This window comes from Stutzerimonas stutzeri (assembly GCF_009789555.1).
Classification (GTDB): Bacteria; Pseudomonadota; Gammaproteobacteria; order Pseudomonadales; family Pseudomonadaceae; genus Stutzerimonas; species Stutzerimonas stutzeri_R.
Genome location: NZ_CP046902.1, coordinates 2,142,102 through 2,161,679 on the forward strand (window position 1 = coordinate 2,142,102; position 19,578 = coordinate 2,161,679).

Consider the following 19,578-nt stretch of genomic DNA (forward strand, 5'->3'; position numbering starts at 1 on the left):
TGGAGCCTCCAGAGGGGCGAACGTTTCCCTCGATTCATCCTGGCAGACCGCGCGGCATGGTTGTTTACCTGTTGCTTACACCTTGCTGACCTCCCTTGACCAAGCGGCGGTGTCAGATGAGCCGGGAGACGGATTCCCGTCCGCAAAGGAGAAATCGCCTATGTTCAGTCGAACACTAAAGGTTGGCTTGCTTGTCGGTTGCCTCGTCGTGGCCGGCCATGCCTCGGCTGCCGACCGCAACGTCGTGGTTCCGGTGTTGGCCGGAGCGGCTGTCGGCGCCGTGCTGGTTGCGGTCCTGGCAAATGCGTCCGACGACGATCATCGTCATCAGCCGCCGCGTCACTATCGTCAGCCGCCGCGCCATCACGTCCAGCACCGGCGTCCCGTGCCGCGCGTGGTGCACTACCGCCCGAAACGGGTCGAGTACGTGGTGATCGAGCGCCGTGATCAGGGGAGGGGGCGCCGCTAGTGTCCAACGGAAGGGCGCCTCGGCGCCCTTCCCGCGTTGCAGAGGCCGTGTCCAGCGGGTTGGTCCGGACGGCGGATCGGGTAGCGGTGCGGTTCAGGTGGTCATCGCTGCTCACGGAAACAGCTCTGGCACAGGCGGAATTTCCGGCTCAGCACCGGCATCGCCTTGCCGCACTGTTGGCAGTGGCGTGTTTCGCCTGACAGCCGGCCTCGGTCACTGTGGCGAGGCTTTCTGCGACGCGACAGTTCGCGGGTGATGGCCTCGTTGAGCAGGCTGCGGTGCTGCTCGGCCTGTTCCAGCGCAGGGAAGTGTGCCGGCAGCGTGCGCGCCAGATGCAGGTAGGTTTCGATGATGTGCAGCGAGCTTTCCAGCGTGGCCAGGTCGGCGTCGATGATCAGCCGGGGCAGTTCCACGACCTTGTCCTGTGCGACTTTCTTCAGCCACTGCTGGGCGAAAATGCTGGCCGGGCTGTCCAGCCCGCCGCGAATTGGCGTACAGGCGAATATCCAGCGCAGCGGCAGGTCAATGGCGGGATCGTCGATCAATTTGATCCACTCGGCCAGTTCGTCCGGCAGGATCGAGATGAATTCGTCGCCGTAGTTGATGTTGCGATTGAATGTCAGCCAGGCGCGCAGCAGGCTGGGTTCGCCCATCAGTTCGGCGATGGCCTGCAAGTGCTCGATGGACGGGCGCACCTGGAACTGCGACAGATCCACCGGCAGGTCCGCGCTGTAGAACAGGCGCTTGATCGACTGCAGGGTCTGGGCATCCAGTGCGGTGATGGTGCCGCTGTCGTGATGGCCGAAGCGGCCGGCGCGCCCGCCGATCTGTTTGACCTCCTGGACCTTGAGCTGGCGATTCTGGATGCCGTCGTATTTTTCGTCGGTGTAGAAGCACAACGTATGCGCTGGCAGGTTGAGGCCCATGCCCACGGCGTCGGTGGCCACCATGATGTCCGCTTCGCCTTCGCGAAAGCGCCGCGCCTGCTCGCGGCGTACTTCCGGTGACAGCGCGCCGTAGACCACCGACACCGACTTGCCGGTCATTTCCAGCATGGCCTTGAGTTCCAGCACCGTCTTGCGGCTGAACGCAACCAGCATCGAGCCTTCGTCGAGTTGTTTGAGGCTGGTCGAACGCCGCGCCACCTCGACCGGCGACAGGCGCGTGGTGCGCTTGACCACCAGTTCGTCTTCGCAGAGTTCGCACAGCGTCTTCAACGACGGCTGGATGAGTTCCGGACCGGTCATGATCAGGTCCGGCGTGTAGGCACTCACCAGCGCATCGACCCAGGCCCAGCCCCGTTGCGAGTCGGCCATCATCTGTACTTCGTCGATGACCACCACATCCCAGGGTTGATGCCGGAAGCGTGCGAATTCCTCGACGGTGCAGCAGAAATGAGTGGCGCCGTCGCGGATGATCTCTTCCTCTCCGGTCACCAGCGAGCATGGGACGCCCATGGATTCGATGCGTTCCTGGTTCTCCAGCGCCATCAGGCGCAACGGGGAGAGATAGATGGCGTGCTCGACGCCGGTCATCGCCTCGATCGCCTGGTGGGTCTTGCCACTGTTGGTCGGGCCGAGCAGCGCCGTCCAGGTGCGGGTAATGCGCCGCGCCGCGTACAGCTTGTGGTAATGCACGAAGCGCGGGTTGTTTTCCAGCAGCACCGCGAAGGCCATCTTTTCCTTGTGGTCCTGGCGGGCGAAACGGATGGTGCGCCGTAGCTTCTTCGGCTCCATCATGAATATCTCGGTCAGGCGTTTCTCACCCAGCACCTGCAAGTCGAAGTCGCCAGCTTCCTCGACCATCATGTCGAACTTGGCCCTTAGCCCTTGGCGGTCCTCCTCTTTCAGTTCGGCGACTTCCCGTTCGCTGAGCACATGCCCCTGGCCACCGGGAATGCGCCGCTGCATGTCCAGCGCAACGTCGCCACGGCGCAGTTCGACGACGTAGCGCAACTCGTGCTGGACTTCATTGACGGTATCGACGGCCCTGGCAGCGAACTCGTCGAGGCGCGAGAGCTTCGGCTGCAGCCGTTGCAGACAGCGCGACTTCTGTTCGTCGCTCATGCCGGCGAAGGGGCGTTCGAGAACACGCAGGCGATCCCTGACCATCGCCCCGATCGCATCGCGGACATGCCCCTCGAACTCGTCGACCGAGGCGCTGTCGTCGATGCGCAGGGCATAGTCGGGTTCGAGCAGGTGCTGGACCGGGCCGCAATCGAAGGTTTTCTCGATCCCGAACACGTCGACGCTGCAGGTGAAGTCATTCAGGTCGCGGTTCAACAGCCGGCCGATCAGGCGCTCGGGATCGGTGGATTCGAGCGTGGCATTGACGGCCGGCTCGTTCAGTCCCAACCAGAACAGCCGGGCCGCACGGCCGATCACGGGCGGTTGATGGCCGACGTAAGTGCTGAACCATTGTTCCTGATGGTTTTTCTTTGGCGCGAAGTCCGGATAGCGCACCGTTGTCCAGTCGAGGAAGCGCTGCAGCCGCTCAAGTTTGCGGGTATGGCGGTGTTTGCTTTCGGCCTTGCGCATGATCGACGCCTCTCTGATCAGTTCTGCTGCCCATTATGGACAACCCGATGGCCAGTTCCGATCACCCGGTGCGTTCCCGTGGCGACAGAGCGAGGCATCCGGACGATCTTTTTCGCCTGGATCACGCGCCCGGAGCGTCTGCCTGAACGCTGACCACAACGCCGGGTCATCAGAAGTAGGCAATGACTGGAGCTTTAGCTGAATGAGCGTCGACACCCGGATCGTTCTCGGTACGGCCGGCTGGAACCTTCCCCGCGAGCAGTGGCCGGCATTTCCCAGCGAGGGTACGCATCTGCAGCGTTATGCCGGGCGCCTGCCGGGGGTGGAAATCAACTCCTCGTTCTACCGGCCCCATCGGCCGGCGACCTATGCGAAGTGGGCGCAAAGCGTGCCAGCGGCGTTTCGCTTCTGCGTGAAGCTGCCTCGGCAGATCACCCATGAACGGCGTCTGGTCGACTGTGGCGAATGGCTCGAACAATTTCTGTACGAGTGTGGCCACCTCGAAGAAAAGCTTGGCTGTCTGCTGGTCCAGCTGCCGCCTTCGCTCACCTACGAGGCTGAAACCGCCCGCGTCTTTTTCGATGCGCTGCGGGTCCGTCATGCCGGACCGGTGGTCATCGAACCCCGTCATCGCAGCTGGCTCGATGCCGAGCCATTGCTCCAGCAAGCCCAGATCGCCCGTGTTGTGGCTGATCCGCCGCCCTTTCCCGAAGCGGCTTTGCCAGGCGGCTGGCCGGGATTTCACTACTACCGGTTACACGGATCACCGCTTGTTTACCGTTCCCGGTACGGGATTGGCTGGCTTGAAGCGATGGCCGAACGCCTGGCTGATCGACCGAAGGGCGCCGCCAGCTGGTGCATATTCGACAATACGGCCAGCGGGGCGGCGACCGCCAATGCGCTGGAGTTGCAAAGGCTGCTCAGTTAGCGCGCGGTGGGTATGGTTGTCGCCTGAGTACGGTGCCGACACAAGCCGATACGCTCTGCCTCCGTAGCGCCAAGGCGCGGGGGACATTTTCTTCTACTGTTCAATAGACATTTCACACAGCGGGAGCGAGCAGATGAAGAAACTGTGCATACCCTTAGCCGTGGCCCTGGCCGGAACGGTCGGCCTTGCCGAGGCGGCGGTGGTGGTCAAGCCGCTCGCCTATGAACTGGACGGCGAAAGCTTCGAGGGCCTGCTGGTCTACGATGACGCGATAACCACGCCGCGCCCCGGGCTCATGATGGTACCTAACTGGCTGGGTGTGACCGAGCGCTCGGCGGAGAAGGCGGCGCGAGCGGCGGGGGACAAGTACGTGGTGTTCATGGCCGATCTGTATGGCAAAGCGGTGCGGCCCAGCAATCCTGACGAAGCCAAGGCCGCCGCTACGGCGTTGCGCAGCGACCGCGCACTGATGCGCAAGCGTGCCCAGGCAGCGGTAGATGCGCTCGAGGCGCAGCGGGAGGTGGCGCTGGATACCGGCAGAATGGCGGCAATCGGTTTCTGCTTCGGCGGCGGTGCAATCCTCGAATTGGCGCGCGCTGGCGCCGATCTCGCGGCTTTCGTCTCCTTTCATGGCAACCTCGATACGCCCAATCCGGACGATGCCAGGCAGATCAAGGCGCCGGTGCTGGTGCTGCACGGTGCCGACGACCCTGCGGTGCCGAAGGAGCAGGTCGATGGATTCATTGCCGAAATGAAAGCGGCCGATATCGACTGGCAGGTCAACAGCTATGGCAACGCGGTGCACTCGTTCACCGACCCGTATGCCAACGTGCCGGGCCGCAACGAGTACAACCCGCTGGTGGCGAAGCGAGCGTTCCAGGCCATGAACGATCTGCTCGACGAGGTGTTCGCGGCACGGTAGACGGTGCACCACGCGACGCTCGGTTTGCATGGGCGCGAGGGCGGCGTTGTAGCGGCCGCCCTCCGGCTTCAGCGCGGAATGATCCGCACCCGTCCTGCGGTGTTGTCGCGCCGTGCGGCCTTTTCGTTCTCGGCTCGGCCCGGAATAGAGCCGTCGTCGGCGCCCCGATCCGGCGTCGCCATTGCACTGAGCTCGCGTTCATCGACGCTGATCGAGGTCGCGTCGGGGTAGCCCGTGGTAAGGGTCTCGGTACTGGCGGTAACGGGTGTCGCGTCGTCACCCCAGGCCGCGCTGCGTTCGTCGAGATCGATGGCGCCGTTTCGCTCCATCAGTTGCTGGACCATCGGCACCTGGGCCTGGTCGTCCAGGGTGACCGTCACCACCGTCGAGCCGCGGCGGGCCGCTTCCGGATAGCGGCCGGCGTGCTTGCTTGAATCGTCGCCGAATATGGTGTTGAAAAAGCTGCCGAGCTTCTCGGCTACCGTGGCGTCATCGTCCGGCTCTTCGCCAATCACTTCCACCCGGCTGCTGTCGACGGTCTTCGGATTGAGGGACGCGGACACCTGAATGGCATCGCTGGGTACGCCCTCGCTCAGGAGTTCGGCTTTGACCTGCTCCGCCTCGGCGTAGCGGTCGAAGGCTGCAATGAGAATCTGGGGCATGAATTCACCTTGGTTATGTGCACAGATGGCTTCGGTGGTAGGCGCTCATTCCAAACGGGCACGACGAATGCGTGCCGTCCTGAGGATTGGGCGGGGTGCGCGGGTGATGGTTCCCTGACCTGTTCGTGACGCAGGTCAGAAAACCGAAGAAACGGATAATGGCGCGTGGCCATAGGTGACCGCCTGGCTTATAGTCGCATCCGCCAAGGATGGCATCGGCGCCCGTTGCAGGCGCCGTCCCAGCGCCATCTACGCCAACCGTCTGCAAGGGAATGACAATGAACGCCAAGCAACTTCTGGTACTGCCGTTTATCGCCGCGCTGCTGAGCGCCTGTACCGCCACCACGTCGCTGCGTTCCAGCGATCCGAGCCTGTCGATCAAGATCAACGACGATGCGCCGCTGATGTTGAAAAAACCGATCAGCAAAACATACAAGGCCACCAGCTTCGGCCAGTACCGCTTCCGTGCGACGCAGGACGGCCTGGACCCCATGTACGGACTGATACCGCTCAAGTTCAACAGTGGTTACCTGGTCGCCGACATCCTGTTCTTCGCACCTGCTGCCTTCTACAACCTGCGTGAGGTCTATCCGTTCTACGAGTTCGATGTGGCGCAAGGTGTCGTGCGCTACAAGAAGAACGAGGAGGATCAGTGGATCAGCTACAAGCCGACCGTCGATGAAGCCGAGCGTGCGCAGGCGTACTTCGCCAAGTAACCGCCTTCGTTACCCTATCGAGGGCCGATCCTCGGCGCCGGCAGCAGTCGGTGCCGGGGTCTGCGAGGCGGTTGCGGCCACTCGTCGCTGATCGTTTTCGCCGCCTGACATCGTCACCGCGCGGGCGTAGAATCCGCGCCGCTCAGACGTTCCTGCTTCGTATCCCGGACAGCTCCGCTGCCATCCACGCTACACCCGGCGCGTGCCGGGCGCGTTGTGGCGATAACGCAGCGACCGTCGTTTCCTGTACCCACACTCGCCTCGCTGGGCGTGCCGTCGCTGGTGCGCCGTGGTGTCGAGTGGACCGCATCCAGAACTCGCCCTCATGAACGAATCGAACCCCGGCGACGGGCGCTGGCTCAGCGTCGTTGCGCTGGCCCTGGCGGCCTTTATTTTCAATACCACGGAGTTTGTCCCGATTGCGCTGCTCAGCGACATCGGGCATTCATTCGACATGCCGCCTTCTCAGGTTGGCCTGATGCTGACCCTGTATGCCTGGGTCGTGGCGCTGATGTCGCTGCCGATGATGCTGTTGACCCGCAACATCGAGCGGCGAACCTTGCTGATTGCGGTCTTCGTCGTCTTCATTGGCAGCCATCTGATCTCGAGCATGGCGTCGAGCTTCGGCATGCTGATGGTCAGCCGCATCGGCATCGCACTGGCGCATGCGGTGTTCTGGTCGATCACCGCCTCGCTGGCGGTGCGCGTGGCGCCGCGAGGCAAACAGGCGCAGGCGCTGGGCTTGCTGGCCACCGGCAGTGCGCTGGCCATGGTGCTGGGGATTCCGCTGGGCCGGGTGGTGGGAGAGGCGCTGGGCTGGCGCACCACCTTCCTCTCGATTGGCGGGGTCGCGGCACTGGCGGCGCTCGGCCTGGCGCGGACGCTGCCGTTGTTGCCAAGCCAGAACTCCGGCTCGCTGCGCAGCCTGCCGGTGCTGTTCAAGCGACCCGCGCTGGTCGCAGCCTATGGTTTGACGGCCCTGGTGATCACGGCGCAGTTCACCGCATACACCTATATCGAACCCTTCGCGCAGACCATTGCCCACCTGAGCGGCAACCTGACGACCGCCGTGCTGTTGTTGTTCGGCGGTGCTGGCGTTATCGGCTCGTTCCTTTTCAGCCGGTACAGCGGCCGCTATCCACGGGGGTTCATGATCGGCGCGATCTCGACCTTGGCGGCGTGCTTGTTGCTATTGCTACCGGCGGCAAGCGATCCGTCCATGCTCGGGGCGCTGGTGGTGGTCTGGGGGGTTGCAGGCATGTGCTTCAGTCTGGCGTCCCAGTCGAAGGTGCTCGACCTTGCGTCCGATGCGACCGATGTCGCCATGGCCATGTTCTCGGGTATCTACAACATCGGAATCGGCGGCGGCGCGTTGCTGGGCAGCCTGGTCACCCGCCATCTGGGGTTGAGCGACGTCGGCATTGTCGCCGGGTTGCTGGCCGTGAGTGGCGTTGCGCTGTGCGGCTTTGCAACCTGTCGTTTCGCCAGCCCGACAGGCAGCGTCGCGCTTCGCGGTTGATCACCGCGGCGCCCGGGCAGCCGATTCAGTCGACCTTTTCGAGGCGCACGCGGATGACGCCTGAGCGCGCGCTGGCAATCTCTTCGAAGGCCGCTTTCGACAGATCGATGATGCGGCCCCGCACGAAAGGCCCGCGGTCGTTGATGCGTACCACCACGCTCTTGCCGTTGCGGGTATTGATCACGCGGACTTTCGTGCCGAACGGCAGGCTGCGGTGCGCGGCCGTCAGCGCACGCTGATCGAAGCGTTCTCCGTTGGCGGTCAGCTTGTTGTGGTGCTGGCTGCCGTAATACGAGGCCTTGCCCGAGCCGATCTGCTCGCTTGCCGCAGGGGGTGGCGCCGGGCTGGGTGTCGGCTCCCTCGGGGGCGGCGTCGCGCATCCGGCGATTGCGGCGACGATTGCCAGCGTGACGATCCAGCGAGCTGATCCTTTGAGCATGTTCGGTCCTTGTTTTGCGTGGGTGTTTCGCCCGACCCGCTGTGCTTGCGATCGGCGCTGAACAGCAGACAACCGTTTCGCTCGAAGTTCAGCGCATCGCTGTGCGTAAGCCGCACGTGCCTTGCGAGGTTCGCAGGGCGCCGAAAAAGCGCTGGCCGCGCCTGATGGTCGGCGCCAAGGTCAGAATCGCCGGCGCAATGCGGCGATCCTGTCCGACTCCTCACTCGTCGGGTTTGGCCAGCCAGGTATCGGCGATACGCTGGTACTCGCCGGTCGCCTTCGACAGATGCAACCACTGGTCGACGTAGGCCTTGAAGGCGCTGTCGTCGCGAGGCAGCAGGAAGGCCTTTTCGCTGTATTGCAGCGGCTTGTCGGGGTTCACCGCGCACAGGGTCGGGTAGTTGCGTTGCTGGTACAGCGCCTCGGAGGCATCGGTAATCATCACGTCGGCCTTGTTTTCGGCAACGGATTTGAAAATCACCGTGTTGTCATGGAACAGTTCCAGTTGCGCCTTGGGCAGTTCGCGATGAACGAATGCCTCGTTGGTGCCACCCGGTGGTTCGATCAGGCGAACCGAGGGTTGGTTGAGCTGCTCGATGGTCTGATATTTATCGGTATCGTCGCAGCGCACGAAGGGAATCTTGCCATCCACGGTGATCGGGTCACTGAAGAAAGCCTTTTTCTGGCGCTCCAGGGAGATGGAAATACCGCCCACGCCCATGTCGCAATGGCCGGCGAGAAAATCCGGCATCAGGGTCTTCCAGGTCGTCGGCACCCATTCGACCGTGACACCGAGGCTCTTGGCCAGCGACTCGGCGAGCGCAATGTCGATCCCTTCGTATTGCTTGTCCTCGCGCAGGAAGGTGTAGGGCTTGTAGTCGCCGGTGGTGCATACCTTCAGGCTTCCGCGCTGCTGGACAGCGTCGAGCAGTGAATCAGCAGGCGCGGCGAAACTCGCGCCGCTGGCCAGCAAGACGCCGGCCGCAATCAGAAATCTCATGGTTGTTCCTTGCAAGGGCGTGCCCGGAGAGGCCGCGGTTATTGTTCTGGCCCGCCACACTGGCCGGCAGGCTCGAACCTACCGGACCCTGGCCTCGGCTCGCAAGAGACAGCGGCCGATCACTACGGCCCTGCAACGCGAACTGGCAGCACGAACTCAGGCGTGCGGTTTGTGGCGGATGGTTTTCAGCAGGTCGTCCGGCGTGATGTGGCCAACCACGCTGCTGGCGCTGCCCGGCTGGGGCAGGTTGAGGATGTTGCCCTTGATCTTGCCGATCACGTGCATCTCGCAGGGCTTGCAATCGAACTTCAAGGTGAGCACTTCGTCGCCGTGAACCAGTTGCATGGGCGCGACCTTGGTGCGAACGCCGGTGACGCCCTTGGCCTGCTTCGGGCACAGGTTGAAGGAGAACCGCAGGCAATGCTTGGTGATCATCACCGGCACTTCGCCGGTTTCCTCGTGGGCCTCGTAGGCCGCGTCGATCAGCTCCACACCGTAGCGCTGGTAGAAGGCACGCGCCTTGTGGTTGTAGACGTTGGCGAGGAAGGACAGATGCGACTCCGGGTACACCGGCGGCGGCACGCTGACGGCCTTGCGGCTGCCTAGCGGGCGGATGGCTTCGCGGGCTTCGGTGAGCGCCTCGATGGCTTCGCGGCGCAGGGCCTTGAGCTGCGAATTGGGGATGAAGAAGGCCTGGGGTGCGTTCACCTCGACTTCTTCGGCGTGGTAGATCGTGGTGCCCAACTGGCTCAGCAGATCGGCGATCTGTCCAGGCACCTGCTCGGGCTTTTTCGCTTCGCCAAACGGGCCGGCCAGCGAAACCGTGGCATAAGCGCCTTCTTCGCTGGTGACGTGCAGCTCCAGCTCATCGGCGCGCAATTTTGCAAGCCAACGCACGCCAACGCGGCGTTCGGCGGAGGTCTTGAGCAGCGCGTTCTGCCAGTTGTGGTCCAGGTTGCGGTTCAGCGGATGGTTCGGTCGCAACTGGCGCAGGGCGGCGGGCATCTCGTTGGGCTCGACGCGGTATTGCCAGAACGATTGGCCGTCCTCTTCGAACTGTTGCAGCGGCTCGACCACACTGGCGCGAAAGCCCACCACTTCGCGCTTGATCAGCACGTTCAAACCGTCGCCATTGGACAGCGGTTCGCGCGTCTGGACGGTCAGGTCGTGCTTGCCTGCCTTGAGCACTTCGCCCACGGCCAGGCCGGTAAAGGTCGGTGAATCGAAAGCGCCAATGTCGATCTTGCGGTCGCTGACGAAATAGTCGGTGCTGCCTCGGTGGAATGTCTTGTCCGGGTCCGGCACGAAGAAATGCGCGGTGCGGCCACTGGAGGCGCGGGCCAGATCGGTGCGGTCTTCGAGAATCTCGTCGAGGCGCTGGCGGTAGTAAGCGGTGATGTTCTTCACGTAGCTCACATCCTTGTAGCGGCCTTCGATCTTGAACGAACGCACGCCAGCATCGACCAATGCGCGCAGGTTGGCGCTCTGGTTGTTGTCCTTCATCGACAGCAGGTGTTTGTCGAAGGCGACGACGCGGCCCTGGTCATCTTTGAGCGTATAGGGCAGGCGGCACGCCTGCGAGCAGTCGCCACGGTTGGCACTGCGTCCGGTCTGCGCATGCGAGATATTGCATTGGCCGGAGAACGCCACGCATAGCGCGCCATGAATGAAGAACTCGATGGCTGAATCCACTTCATCTGCAATCGCACGGATTTCCTGCAGGTTCAGTTCGCGCGCCAGCACCAGTTGCGAGAAGCCAGCCCGGGCCAGGAAGCGGGCGCGCTCCAGGGTGCGGATATCGGTCTGGGTGCTGGCGTGCAGCTCGATCGGCGGGATGTCCATTTCCATCACGCCCATGTCCTGCACGATCAGCGCATCGACCCCGATCTCGTACAACTGCCAGATCAGCGCGCGCGCCGCTTCCAGCTCGTCATCATGAAGGATGGTGTTGATGGTGACGAACACCCGCGCATGAAACAGATGGGCAAATGTCACCAGCCCGGCAATGTCCGCGATGCTGTTCTCGGCATTGTGCCGCGCACCGAAACTCGGCCCGCCGATATACACCGCATCGGCGCCATGCAGGATGGCTTCCTTGGCAATGGTCACATCCCGCGCGGGGCTGAGCAGTTCGAGGTGGTGCTGGGGTAGGGACATGAGCGCGGACCGGCTGCGAATCGAGAGTCGCGCATTGTAATGGCTTGCGGCCGGTTTGGGACTGCCCGCCGGGCATGTGGTACAGCGCGCCCTCGTACCGATCAAACCAGCGCGCAGACCGCCCAGACGATCCCACCCACCGCGGGCAGCCCCGTGGCCAGGCGAGGGGCGTAGGGGATCAACAAGAGCAGGGCGAAGCCGGTGAGTGAGATCAGGCCGAACCAGGCAACCACTGCCATGCCGCTGGGCCAGACATGCCCTGCCACATACACGGCGAGGCCGAGCAGGACACTCCCGGCTGGAACGCAGAGGCGACGGAGCCGAGCCGGCACGCGCGGACTGACCAACTGTTTCCAGTGGCGCTCTTTCCCAAGACAGAAACCCAGCATGCCGGCATATGCCAGCACGACGCTGGCGAGCAATACGGAACCGTTCATGACGAGGTTCCCGAAACTGGACGGTTGAGAGGGGCTGAACGCGCTTTTCGGGCATCAACAACTGCTGGGATTTTCCAGGCTGTCCAGGCCAGCAACAGGCCCATCACCAGCACACTGACGACAAGAGACAAGCGCAGGCTATCCAGCGACAGGTGACCGGACACCAGGTCCAGCAGAGGCAGGCCGAGCGCCAACACCGCGGCGGCGAATAACTGTTCACGCCAGGCCTGAATCGGCTTACGGACCCAACCATGAACCCAGCTCAAGGCCCAGATACCGAAGAACAGCCGCAGCTCCCAGTCTTGCCGGCTGGCCAGTTCTGCCGGTAACAGCCGGTTGCTCCACAGCAGCGAGATGCAGGCCAGCGAAAGGCCGGCCACTGTCGCCACGTTGATGCTTTCCACGAACCGGAGGAAGGACTGGTTAGCCTTGGTTTGCTTGCGTTGCTTGACGGTGTACAGCACAAGCCCGGTGGCGATCATGCCGCAACTGACCATGCCGCAGATGAAATACAGCCAGCGCATCGGATAGCCACCGAACTGCGCGAAGTGCAGACCGGCCATCACCCGTTGAGTCAGCTGGCTGGCGCGCGACGGCTCCGGCGCCTTGATCAGCTCACCGGTCACGCCATTGAAAACCATGCCTTCGCCCTTGGTCAGCTCGATGCGATTGCCCAGTACCGGTCGCGCGGTGACTTCAGCGTTGGCTCTGCCTGGATTACTGACGGCCAAGCCGCCAATCATGCCTGCGCCATAATATTCCTCGGCACGGCGGACGATCTCGCCTAGCGGAAGCAGAGGCGCTACCGGTGCCGCGCCCGATTTGCTGCGCCCCTCGCCACGTGGTGCCTGTTCACCGCGACCGGGTTGCTCACCGCGCGCAGCTTGCCCTTGCTGCTCGGGTTGGCTTTGCTCGGCGGCACGGGCCGGCTGCGCCTCGCGGAAATAGGCCTGGCGATCGCCGTCATACAGGGCATCGACCGCGGCCGGCATGTAGATCAGGAAGAAGATCACCAGACCGGTGTAGGTGATCATCAGGTGGAACGGCAGGAGCAGGACGGCACTGGCGTTATGGCCGTCGAGCCAGGAGCGCTGCCCCTTGGCCGGGCGGAAGGTGAAGAACTCCTTGAAAATCTTCTTGTGGATGATGATGCCGCTGATCAGCGCCACCAGCATCGCCATCGCCGCGAACCCGACCACCCAGATACCGAGCAGCCGCGGCATGTGCAGCGTGTAGTGGAAATGGAAGAAGAAATTGCCGCCGATGGTTTCCCGTGCTTCGACGGTCTCGCCGGAAATTGCGTCCAGTTGCGTACGTTCGGCGCCGCGGCGGCGCTCGCCCACGCTGACGCTGAGATCCGGTGAGCGCTCGGTCGGCAGGCTGATGGCCCAGTTCGATTCATCGCTGTGGTGCGCCATCAACCACTGTTGGGCGACGTTAGCAGCCGCCGCCGGTGATTGCGCCCGATCTACCAGCTCCGGTTGCATCCACCAGGTGATTTCCTTGTCGAACACCGCCAGGGTCCCGGTGAGAAAGATGGCGAACAGCACCCAGCCGAGGAGCAGGCCACACCAGGTATGTAGCCAGGACATCGATTGTGTCAGGCTGTGCTTCATCGCAACGCCTCCAGCAACTGTGGCCAGAAGCCGATGACCGCCATGGGCGCAGCCAACGCCAGCCCCGCCCATGCACGCCATGCGCTGCGGCAGCCGAAGGCCCAGAGAATGGCCGCTGTATATAGGATGAAAGCTGCCAGCGTCGCGACGACCACTGCATCCGATTTAGCGAAGGGAAGCAGGCGTGCCATCGCCGCCGTGCAACAGTAGGTGAACACGTAGCCGCCGAGCACGGCCGCGAGGGTTCGCGATATGACCGGCCAAGGTTGTAACGGGGCTTTCATCGGTGCGTTCTCTTCATGAACGGGACGTGGAGCGCTCCGCTGTGCGGCGCCGTCGCGATCATGCGTTGCCTGTGGGGTGGTGAATGGCTGTTCCGCAATCCTCCACAACTTTCAATTTCAGCTGGTTCCGTTTGATCCAGGCCTTCAGCTTGTTGACTTGCTCACCGCAGTTGAGGTCATCCGGACGCTGGGGATGGATATAGCCTTGCCACATCAGCATCTGCAGTGCTTGGGATAACGTCGCGAGCGCTTGGGTGAAGGCGGGTAGTTGCCTTAGCTCGGCGAACGTGGCGGGGCGCTCGGTCAGCTTTTCCAGCAGAGGCGAGAAGATCTCACCTGGGCCTTGTATTTCGCCTATCGGCGTTTGGAAGGACAGCGCGCCTGACCGCGGAGCTTCGGGTAGGAGCTGAAACCGAAGGGCATCGATCTGACGCAGAAGATCCTGTGAATTCAGGCGCACCGGAGCACGCTGAAACAGGTCGCTGCGCTGGTGCTGGTTTCTGGCCAGATCCTTGACCGTTTCTCTTAGCGCCGGTGAGGTCAGCCTTGCCAGGTGCGGCTGGACGGCACCCGGTACGGACAGGCCGTCCAGATTGTCGAAGGCGCTGGCACTGCCCAGATAAGAGACGCCGGCCTGTGCCACCCGTTGGTGAACATCGGTCGAATGCTGCGGTGTCCAATGGTCGGTCAGAAAGTCATGGGCGAGATACGAGGCTGGCTTGTGCTTGAGTGACCGAATTTTTTCGCTCAGGTTGGGCTGGTCCACAAAGGTGCCGGCAGCGTCCAGCTCACAGACGAAATCCAGTGCGGCTTGAAGCTTCTGCTCAGACGCGCCTGGTAATTGTCGCGCCAGGTCATTGAGCAGCTTCTGCACTGGAACCATTTGCGTCGCGCCTGGGTGACACATGTAGTGCAGATAGAACACGCCTTTGGGTTTCAACGACTTCGCGACCAACTGCAGGATGCCTTGCTGCTGGCTTGGCGCGATCCAGGACCAGGCGCCATGGGTGGCGATGAAATCGAAGAACAGGTGGTTGTGCTGAGCGAAGTGGGTGAAGTCGGCCTGGACGAAATGGATGTTCTTGATGTCCATCGAATCCGCGGCCGAGCGCGCGATGTTCAGCGCTTTCTCGTTGATATCCACCCCAACGAACTGACCTTGCGGGTTCGTCATTGCGGCGATGAGCAGGTTGATGCCCATACCGCAGCCCAGTTCACAGTAGGAATAGGGCCTGGAAATGTCGGGCGCCGCCGACCCTAGAAACGTGACCAGACTGGTCAGCCAGACAGGCTGGATCTCCCTGTGAAAGTGCGGCGGGTAGGCCACATCCGTCACGTAGCCATCATTGCTGCTCATGGTGCTTGACCTCTGGCGCGTCCGGTCGGAGCCGGTCCGTTTGCATTGCAGACGCTGGGTGTTTGGTTCGGTTTCGCTGCGGGTTAGGCGGAACCTGTCTTGTCGGATCTGAGCCGTAGGGCCAATGTGCTCGGCCCTACGATCTCGGCGTGCACAATCTCGTACGCTCCCTGGCGAAACAACGGATCGCCAGGGAGCGTCACTCACTGATGAATTAGAACGCTTGGGTGACGGAGAAAATGAAGCGTCGGCCGTCCAGGTTGTAGGCGTAATCACCGTCTGTGGAGACTTCCTTGTTGCCGATGTTGTAGACGCCCGCTTTCAGACTCAGGTCGTCCGTCGCTCTGAACGCCACGCCGACGTCCACGAAGCTATAGGCCGGATAGCGAATGCCGTTGGTACTGGAGCCGCTGGTGCCGGTCTGCCAGCGGCCGGATGTCTTGCCGCGGTAGTTGTATTGAGTCCAGGCATTGATCCGGTCGGTGGCTTGCCAATCCAGCGAGGCGTTGAACATGTGCTTGGCGATGTCGTTGAGTGGCTCGCCTTTGAAGTCGCCGGATTTCTGCTCGGTTTCGGTATAGGTGTAGCTGTGGCGGTAGGAGAGGTTATCGAGAATGCCGTAGTCGAAGGTCCACTCGATGCCGCGCAGTTCCGCCTCGTCGACGTTCTCATAAGCGGTGTAGCCGAACGGGTGAGCAGGGTATTCCGTGCCGTTGTAAGTACAGGGCTCGTTCTGCAGGCAGACGCGGCCGGTACGGTTGATCTTGTCCTCGTAATCGATCACGTAGGCCGTCAGGGTGGTGAGCAGGCCCAGTTCCTGGTCTTCGTAGGCGATGCCGATCTCGCGGTTCACGCTGGTTTCCGGAGTGAGATCGGGGTTGCCGATGATCACGCCGCCCATGGACGTGGAGCCGAAATCGGTGGCGCTGGAGCGTAGGTCCGGCGCCTTGTAGCCAGTGGTGACGCCGCCCTTGATGGTGAACTGGTCGTTCAGGTGGTAGACGCCATAGACCTTAGGACTGAACTGGCCGCCGAAGGCCTGGTTGTCGTCGTAGCGTCCACTCAGGGTCAGAATGAAATCGTCGGTCAGATTCCAGTTGTCTTCGAGGAAGATGGAGTTCTGATAGCGATTCATCTCGACAGTGGCGTTGGCGTCTGCAACGACCGGCTCTCGCAGGCCATTGGAGTTGTGCTCCAGATTCTCGTATTTGTGGGTCAGTCCGCCCGTGATGGCGTGAGCACCGAGGAAGTAGGTTGCCTGGGTATTGGCCGTGATGACCTCGTAATCGATGCCTTTGCCGGTCTCGGCGTTTGCGGTGGTCGGGTTTTCCGAGTGGTCGTAGTTGATGTATGACTTCAGGAGGAGGTTGTCGTAGTTGCCTTCGTGATCAATGAAGTAGTTACGCTTGATCGACTCGCTGTAGGTAGGCTCTATGGCAACGCCTGCCTCGGTTTGCTCGGCGAGACTTCTGCCCGGGTTATGCCAGCGCTCCTGCTTGGTGTAGGTGTGCCCGATTGTCAGCGCATTCTGGTCGTTCAGATTCCAGGAGAGCTTCGCGCCGGCATTTCGCTTTTCATATTTGGGATCGGTGGCCGCGCTGTCGCCTCCACCGACGAAGTTGCTTTCGTCTTGATTGTGCAAAGCGCCGGTCAGCTGCAGGCCCAGAACGTCCTCGATCAGCGGTACGTTCAGGTAAGCGCTGGTCTGGACGGTATCTTCGTTGAGCTTGTTGCCGCTGCCTGGCGTGGTGTATTCGGCCGTGATGCTGCCGCTCAGCTCGTTGGACACTTTCTTGGTAATGATGTTGATCACGCCACCCATGGCATCGGAGCCATAGAGAGCGGACGCCGGGCCACGAATGACCTCGATTCGCTCAATCGATTCGAGCGGAGGCAGGAAGTTGATCGGCGTACCAGCCTGTGATCCCCTCTCGGAAAAGGCATCGTTGCCCTGAGCCGGGCGGCCGTCGATCAAGAACAGGGTGTAGGCCGAGGTCATGCCACGGACCATGATCGATTGCTCGACGCCACCGCCGGAAATCTGCACACCGGCAACGTTCTTCAGCGCATCGGTGATATCCGTGTAGGAGCGCTTCTTCAATTCTTCCGCGGTAATGACAGAGATGGTAGCCGGAGCATCCTTGATGTTCTGTTCGAAACCCGATGCAGAAACGACAACCGAACCCAGTTCCAAACGTTCCTGCGCTGAGGCTGAGTATGCCAATGAGGCCAGCGTGGCGGCGATGAGGGTTTTCTGAAACGTGGGGCGTGGCGTTGCGATGAGCGGGCTTTTGACGTTTGGCATGTCTTTATCTCTGATCCTTCGAATATTCCCCGCCCCGTCATTGCTGGGCACGCCTTCCATGCCTGGACTATCGGCAGGGCTAAGCTGTGGGAATGGATAACTAAGCGTGCGTCAGCCGCGCAACGTGTCGTTTGTGTGTTGCGCAGGCAAACGAATGCTAGTCATTCTCAAATGAGAGTAAAGCGCATTTACAATCTATACATCTTGCAGGACAAAATTTACGCGTAGGCCCGGGTGGAGGTTTTCCGCCCAGATGCGACCTCCCTGAAGCACCATCATGCCGCGTGCGATGGCGAGACCCAGGCCGAAGCCATCGCCACCCGGCCGGGAGGCGCTCAGGCGAGAGAACGGGCGGAACATCATGTCGAGCTGATCCGGCCGTACGCCGGGGCCCTGGTCGTCGATGCTCAAACGCCAGTGGGCATCTTCGCGGCGGGCAGTCAGGCGTACTGTGCCGTCGGCTGGAGAGTGGCGGATGGCGTTGCGCAGGACGTTCTCCATCGCCTGGGCCAGGGCGTTGAGGTTGCCGAAAACCTGGCAGTCTTTTGGAATGTCGCTGTGAAGGCGGGTTCTCGGCCATCCGGATTCGAAGCAGGCGTCCTCGCAGATCAGGTTCCAAAGGGACTCGACATCGACAGCTTCGCGCGCGAGCTGTGGCTGCTCGCTGTCGAGCCAGGCCAGCTCCAGCGTGCCGTCGACCAGACGCTGCATGCCGGTGACCTCTCGCTCCACACGCTCGCGCAATATCGCCTGAGGCAGATCGCTTTCGCAGGCGACCCGAAGTCGGCTCAGGGGCGTGCGCAACTCGTGGGACAGGTCGCGCAATAGCTGTTGCTGCTGGCGGATCGAGTCGTGCAAGCGCCGGGTCAGGTATTCGAGCGAGCGGCCAAGCTCCCCCAATTCGTCGTTGCGGCGGGTTAGCGCGAGGGGCAGCAGTGAACTCAGACGGTTTCCGCGCACTGTGTTGGCTTGGCGGCGCAGATGATCGAGGGGTGAAATGAGGAGCCGGTAGAGCAGCCAGCCGAACAGGACCGACAGCACCACGGGGGGCAGATATACGGTAGCGGCGACCAACAGGGCGTGGTTATGCCAAGGGCTGAGGCGTTCGGGCAGTTGCATGACCAGCTGGTCGCCGCTTTCGTTGAAGGGGATGGCGATCATTGGATGCGGCCCGGCGCGCCGGCTCATGGGGCTATCGTATGGCCGGGCGAAGCGCAGTAAGCCGCGCTCCCGCTCATTCAATTCACGCCCGCCAAGCGACTGATGGTGACGATCCACGACCAGCGCCAGCCCGGGCTCGTCCTGCTGCAACGCGGTGATCCAGCGATCCACGGCGGCTGGCCCGTTGAGGGCCGCGTTATAAGCCCGCTCAGCGTAGCCTTCCAAGGTTTTCAGGGCGTGTGGGGACAGGAATGAGCTGTGGTAGGCCACCTTTTGCCCCACGTAGCCGCTGACCCAGATCATTGCCAGACAGAAGCCTGCGACCAGCACCACCAGGCGCCAGAACAGCGAATGACGGTTGGGCATCAGCTGGCCTGCAGATCCAGTACGTAGCCCTTGCCCCACACCGACTCCAGACGCAGCGTCGTCACCTGTTCGCGCGCCAGTTTGCGACGGATATTGCTGATATGCATGTCCAGGCTGCGGTCATGCTGCGAGTACCCGCGGCGTAACGCCTGTTGGTACAGGAATGGCTTGCTCAGGACCTCGCCAGCGGCCTCGTGGAGCACTTTGATCAGCCGATATTCGGTGGCCGTCAGGCCGACCCAGCGACCCTCGTGGCGGACATCGCTGCGCTGGTCGTCGAAGCGTAGCGCCTCATCATTGGAGGCCGGCTGAACGCTGCGCTCGTACGCGACGCGCCGCAGGATGGCTGCGATGCGGACCTGCAATTCCTCAAGGCTGAACGGCTTGGGCAGGTAGTCGTCCGCGCCGCTGTCGAAACCCTGGATGCGATGCGCCTCGTTACCCAGCGCGGACATCATCAGTACCGGTGTACGGCGTTGGCTCCGCAGCCGCATCAGCAACTCCATACCGCTGAGTTCGGGCAGCATCACATCCAGCAGGATCAGGTCGTAAGCCGAGTCGCGAGCCAGCGCCAGGCCGCTCAGCCCGTCGCTGGCGAGGGTTACCTGAAAGCCGCGGCTTTCCAGCGAGGTCTTCAGATGAGTACCCAGAATCGGATCGTCCTCGATCGCCAGGATCTGTCGGGCTGCGGAAGATGCCATGC

Annotated in this window: 17 protein-coding genes; 5 read left to right on the plus strand and 12 right to left on the minus strand. The window is 62.3% G+C overall.

From position 1 onward, the window contains the following. Positions 1-160: 160 nt before the first annotated feature. On the plus strand, positions 161-469 hold the full coding sequence (locus GQA94_RS10030; protein ID WP_158187878.1) for a hypothetical protein: 309 nt from the start codon (positions 161-163) through the stop codon (positions 467-469). A gap of 101 nt (positions 470-570) precedes the next feature. On the opposite strand, the gene GQA94_RS10035 is transcribed toward GQA94_RS10030, so the two are convergent. Next, positions 571-3,006, minus strand: coding sequence for a helicase-related protein (locus tag GQA94_RS10035; RefSeq protein WP_158187879.1), 2,436 nt, complete (start codon positions 3,004-3,006; stop codon positions 571-573). Positions 3,007-3,208: 202 nt separating this feature from the next. Here GQA94_RS10035 and GQA94_RS10040 point away from each other — a divergent pair, with 202 nt between their 5' ends. Together GQA94_RS10040 and GQA94_RS10045 are read left to right on the plus strand one after the other, a co-directional pair. Further along, positions 3,209-3,934 (plus strand): DUF72 domain-containing protein, encoded by a 726-nt coding sequence (locus tag GQA94_RS10040; protein ID WP_158187880.1) that lies wholly within the window; start codon positions 3,209-3,211, stop codon positions 3,932-3,934. Positions 3,935-4,067: 133 nt separating this feature from the next. Then, on the plus strand, positions 4,068-4,856 hold the full coding sequence (locus tag GQA94_RS10045; RefSeq protein WP_158187881.1) for a dienelactone hydrolase family protein: 789 nt from the start codon (positions 4,068-4,070) through the stop codon (positions 4,854-4,856). A gap of 68 nt (positions 4,857-4,924) precedes the next feature. On the opposite strand, the gene GQA94_RS10050 is transcribed toward GQA94_RS10045, so the two are convergent. Then, the gene (locus GQA94_RS10050; RefSeq protein ID WP_158187882.1) at positions 4,925-5,518 is read right to left on the minus strand and encodes a hypothetical protein; all 594 of its coding nucleotides are present in this window, start codon (positions 5,516-5,518) and stop codon (positions 4,925-4,927) included. Positions 5,519-5,796: 278 nt separating this feature from the next. On the opposite strand from GQA94_RS10050, the gene GQA94_RS10055 reads away from it, so the two are divergent. Together GQA94_RS10055 and GQA94_RS10060 are read left to right on the plus strand one after the other, a co-directional pair. After that, entirely contained in the window at positions 5,797-6,234 is a 438-nt protein-coding gene (locus tag GQA94_RS10055; RefSeq protein ID WP_158187883.1) for a hypothetical protein, read from the plus strand. A gap of 325 nt (positions 6,235-6,559) precedes the next feature. After that, on the plus strand, positions 6,560-7,753 hold the full coding sequence (locus GQA94_RS10060; protein WP_158187884.1) for a sugar transporter: 1,194 nt from the start codon (positions 6,560-6,562) through the stop codon (positions 7,751-7,753). Positions 7,754-7,778: 25 nt separating this feature from the next. Here the strand turns inward: GQA94_RS10060 and GQA94_RS10065 are convergent, their stop codons facing one another. From GQA94_RS10065 to GQA94_RS10110, 10 genes are all read right to left on the minus strand, one after another. Continuing rightward, on the minus strand, positions 7,779-8,192 hold the full coding sequence (locus GQA94_RS10065) for a septal ring lytic transglycosylase RlpA family protein (RefSeq protein WP_158187885.1): 414 nt from the start codon (positions 8,190-8,192) through the stop codon (positions 7,779-7,781). Positions 8,193-8,412: 220 nt separating this feature from the next. After that, complete coding sequence (locus GQA94_RS10070) at positions 8,413-9,192, minus strand: transporter substrate-binding domain-containing protein (RefSeq protein WP_158187886.1); 780 nt, start codon at positions 9,190-9,192, stop codon at positions 8,413-8,415. A 156-nt stretch (positions 9,193-9,348) separates the two neighbouring features. Continuing rightward, the gene (locus GQA94_RS10075; protein ID WP_158187887.1) at positions 9,349-11,349 is read right to left on the minus strand and encodes a peptidase U32 family protein; all 2,001 of its coding nucleotides are present in this window, start codon (positions 11,347-11,349) and stop codon (positions 9,349-9,351) included. A 101-nt stretch (positions 11,350-11,450) separates the two neighbouring features. Beyond that, positions 11,451-11,786: a DUF3325 domain-containing protein gene (locus GQA94_RS10080; protein WP_158187888.1), complete on the minus strand. Its 336-nt coding sequence runs from the start codon at positions 11,784-11,786 to the stop codon at positions 11,451-11,453. Continuing rightward, a complete protein-coding gene (locus tag GQA94_RS10085) occupies positions 11,783-13,402 on the minus strand; it encodes a PepSY-associated TM helix domain-containing protein (RefSeq protein WP_158187889.1) in 1,620 nt (539 codons plus the stop codon). The genes GQA94_RS10080 and GQA94_RS10085 overlap by 4 nt, the downstream gene beginning before the upstream one ends. After that, entirely contained in the window at positions 13,399-13,686 is a 288-nt protein-coding gene (locus GQA94_RS10090; protein WP_158187890.1) for a DUF3649 domain-containing protein, read from the minus strand. The genes GQA94_RS10085 and GQA94_RS10090 overlap by 4 nt, the downstream gene beginning before the upstream one ends. A gap of 58 nt (positions 13,687-13,744) precedes the next feature. Beyond that, entirely contained in the window at positions 13,745-15,043 is a 1,299-nt protein-coding gene (locus tag GQA94_RS10095) for a class I SAM-dependent methyltransferase (protein WP_158187891.1), read from the minus strand. A gap of 214 nt (positions 15,044-15,257) precedes the next feature. Next, on the minus strand, positions 15,258-17,348 hold the full coding sequence (locus tag GQA94_RS10100; RefSeq protein ID WP_158187892.1) for a TonB-dependent receptor domain-containing protein: 2,091 nt from the start codon (positions 17,346-17,348) through the stop codon (positions 15,258-15,260). A 195-nt stretch (positions 17,349-17,543) separates the two neighbouring features. Beyond that, positions 17,544-18,875 carry a sensor histidine kinase gene (locus GQA94_RS10105; protein WP_158187893.1) on the minus strand — a complete coding sequence of 444 codons (1,332 nt, stop codon included), beginning with the start codon at positions 18,873-18,875 and terminating at the stop codon, positions 17,544-17,546. Further along, positions 18,875-19,576: a response regulator transcription factor gene (locus GQA94_RS10110; RefSeq protein WP_158187894.1), complete on the minus strand. Its 702-nt coding sequence runs from the start codon at positions 19,574-19,576 to the stop codon at positions 18,875-18,877. The genes GQA94_RS10105 and GQA94_RS10110 overlap by 1 nt, the downstream gene beginning before the upstream one ends. Positions 19,577-19,578: the final 2 nt, after the last annotated feature.

Excerpts from the sequence above, each read along its gene's own strand:
- GQA94_RS10060 (WP_158187884.1), top strand. The coding sequence starts at position 6,560 with ATGAACGAATCGAACCCCGGCGACGGGCGCTGGCTCAGCGTCGTTGCG.
- GQA94_RS10065 (WP_158187885.1), bottom strand. The coding sequence starts at position 8,192 with ATGCTCAAAGGATCAGCTCGCTGGATCGTCACGCTGGCAATCGTCGCC.
- GQA94_RS10035 (WP_158187879.1), bottom strand. The coding sequence starts at position 3,006 with ATGCGCAAGGCCGAAAGCAAACACCGCCATACCCGCAAACTTGAGCGG.
- GQA94_RS10100 (WP_158187892.1), bottom strand. The coding sequence starts at position 17,348 with ATGCCAAACGTCAAAAGCCCGCTCATCGCAACGCCACGCCCCACGTTT.
- GQA94_RS10075 (WP_158187887.1), bottom strand. The coding sequence starts at position 11,349 with ATGTCCCTACCCCAGCACCACCTCGAACTGCTCAGCCCCGCGCGGGAT.
- GQA94_RS10070 (WP_158187886.1), bottom strand. The coding sequence starts at position 9,192 with ATGAGATTTCTGATTGCGGCCGGCGTCTTGCTGGCCAGCGGCGCGAGT.
- GQA94_RS10095 (WP_158187891.1), bottom strand. The coding sequence starts at position 15,043 with ATGAGCAGCAATGATGGCTACGTGACGGATGTGGCCTACCCGCCGCAC.
- GQA94_RS10105 (WP_158187893.1), bottom strand. The coding sequence starts at position 18,875 with ATGCCCAACCGTCATTCGCTGTTCTGGCGCCTGGTGGTGCTGGTCGCA.
- GQA94_RS10090 (WP_158187890.1), bottom strand. The coding sequence starts at position 13,686 with ATGAAAGCCCCGTTACAACCTTGGCCGGTCATATCGCGAACCCTCGCG.
- GQA94_RS10040 (WP_158187880.1), top strand. The coding sequence starts at position 3,209 with ATGAGCGTCGACACCCGGATCGTTCTCGGTACGGCCGGCTGGAACCTT.
- GQA94_RS10045 (WP_158187881.1), top strand. The coding sequence starts at position 4,068 with ATGAAGAAACTGTGCATACCCTTAGCCGTGGCCCTGGCCGGAACGGTC.
- GQA94_RS10110 (WP_158187894.1), bottom strand. The coding sequence starts at position 19,576 with ATGGCATCTTCCGCAGCCCGACAGATCCTGGCGATCGAGGACGATCCG.
- GQA94_RS10085 (WP_158187889.1), bottom strand. The coding sequence starts at position 13,402 with ATGAAGCACAGCCTGACACAATCGATGTCCTGGCTACATACCTGGTGT.
- GQA94_RS10055 (WP_158187883.1), top strand. The coding sequence starts at position 5,797 with ATGAACGCCAAGCAACTTCTGGTACTGCCGTTTATCGCCGCGCTGCTG.
- GQA94_RS10030 (WP_158187878.1), top strand. The coding sequence starts at position 161 with ATGTTCAGTCGAACACTAAAGGTTGGCTTGCTTGTCGGTTGCCTCGTC.
- GQA94_RS10080 (WP_158187888.1), bottom strand. The coding sequence starts at position 11,786 with ATGAACGGTTCCGTATTGCTCGCCAGCGTCGTGCTGGCATATGCCGGC.
- GQA94_RS10050 (WP_158187882.1), bottom strand. The coding sequence starts at position 5,518 with ATGCCCCAGATTCTCATTGCAGCCTTCGACCGCTACGCCGAGGCGGAG.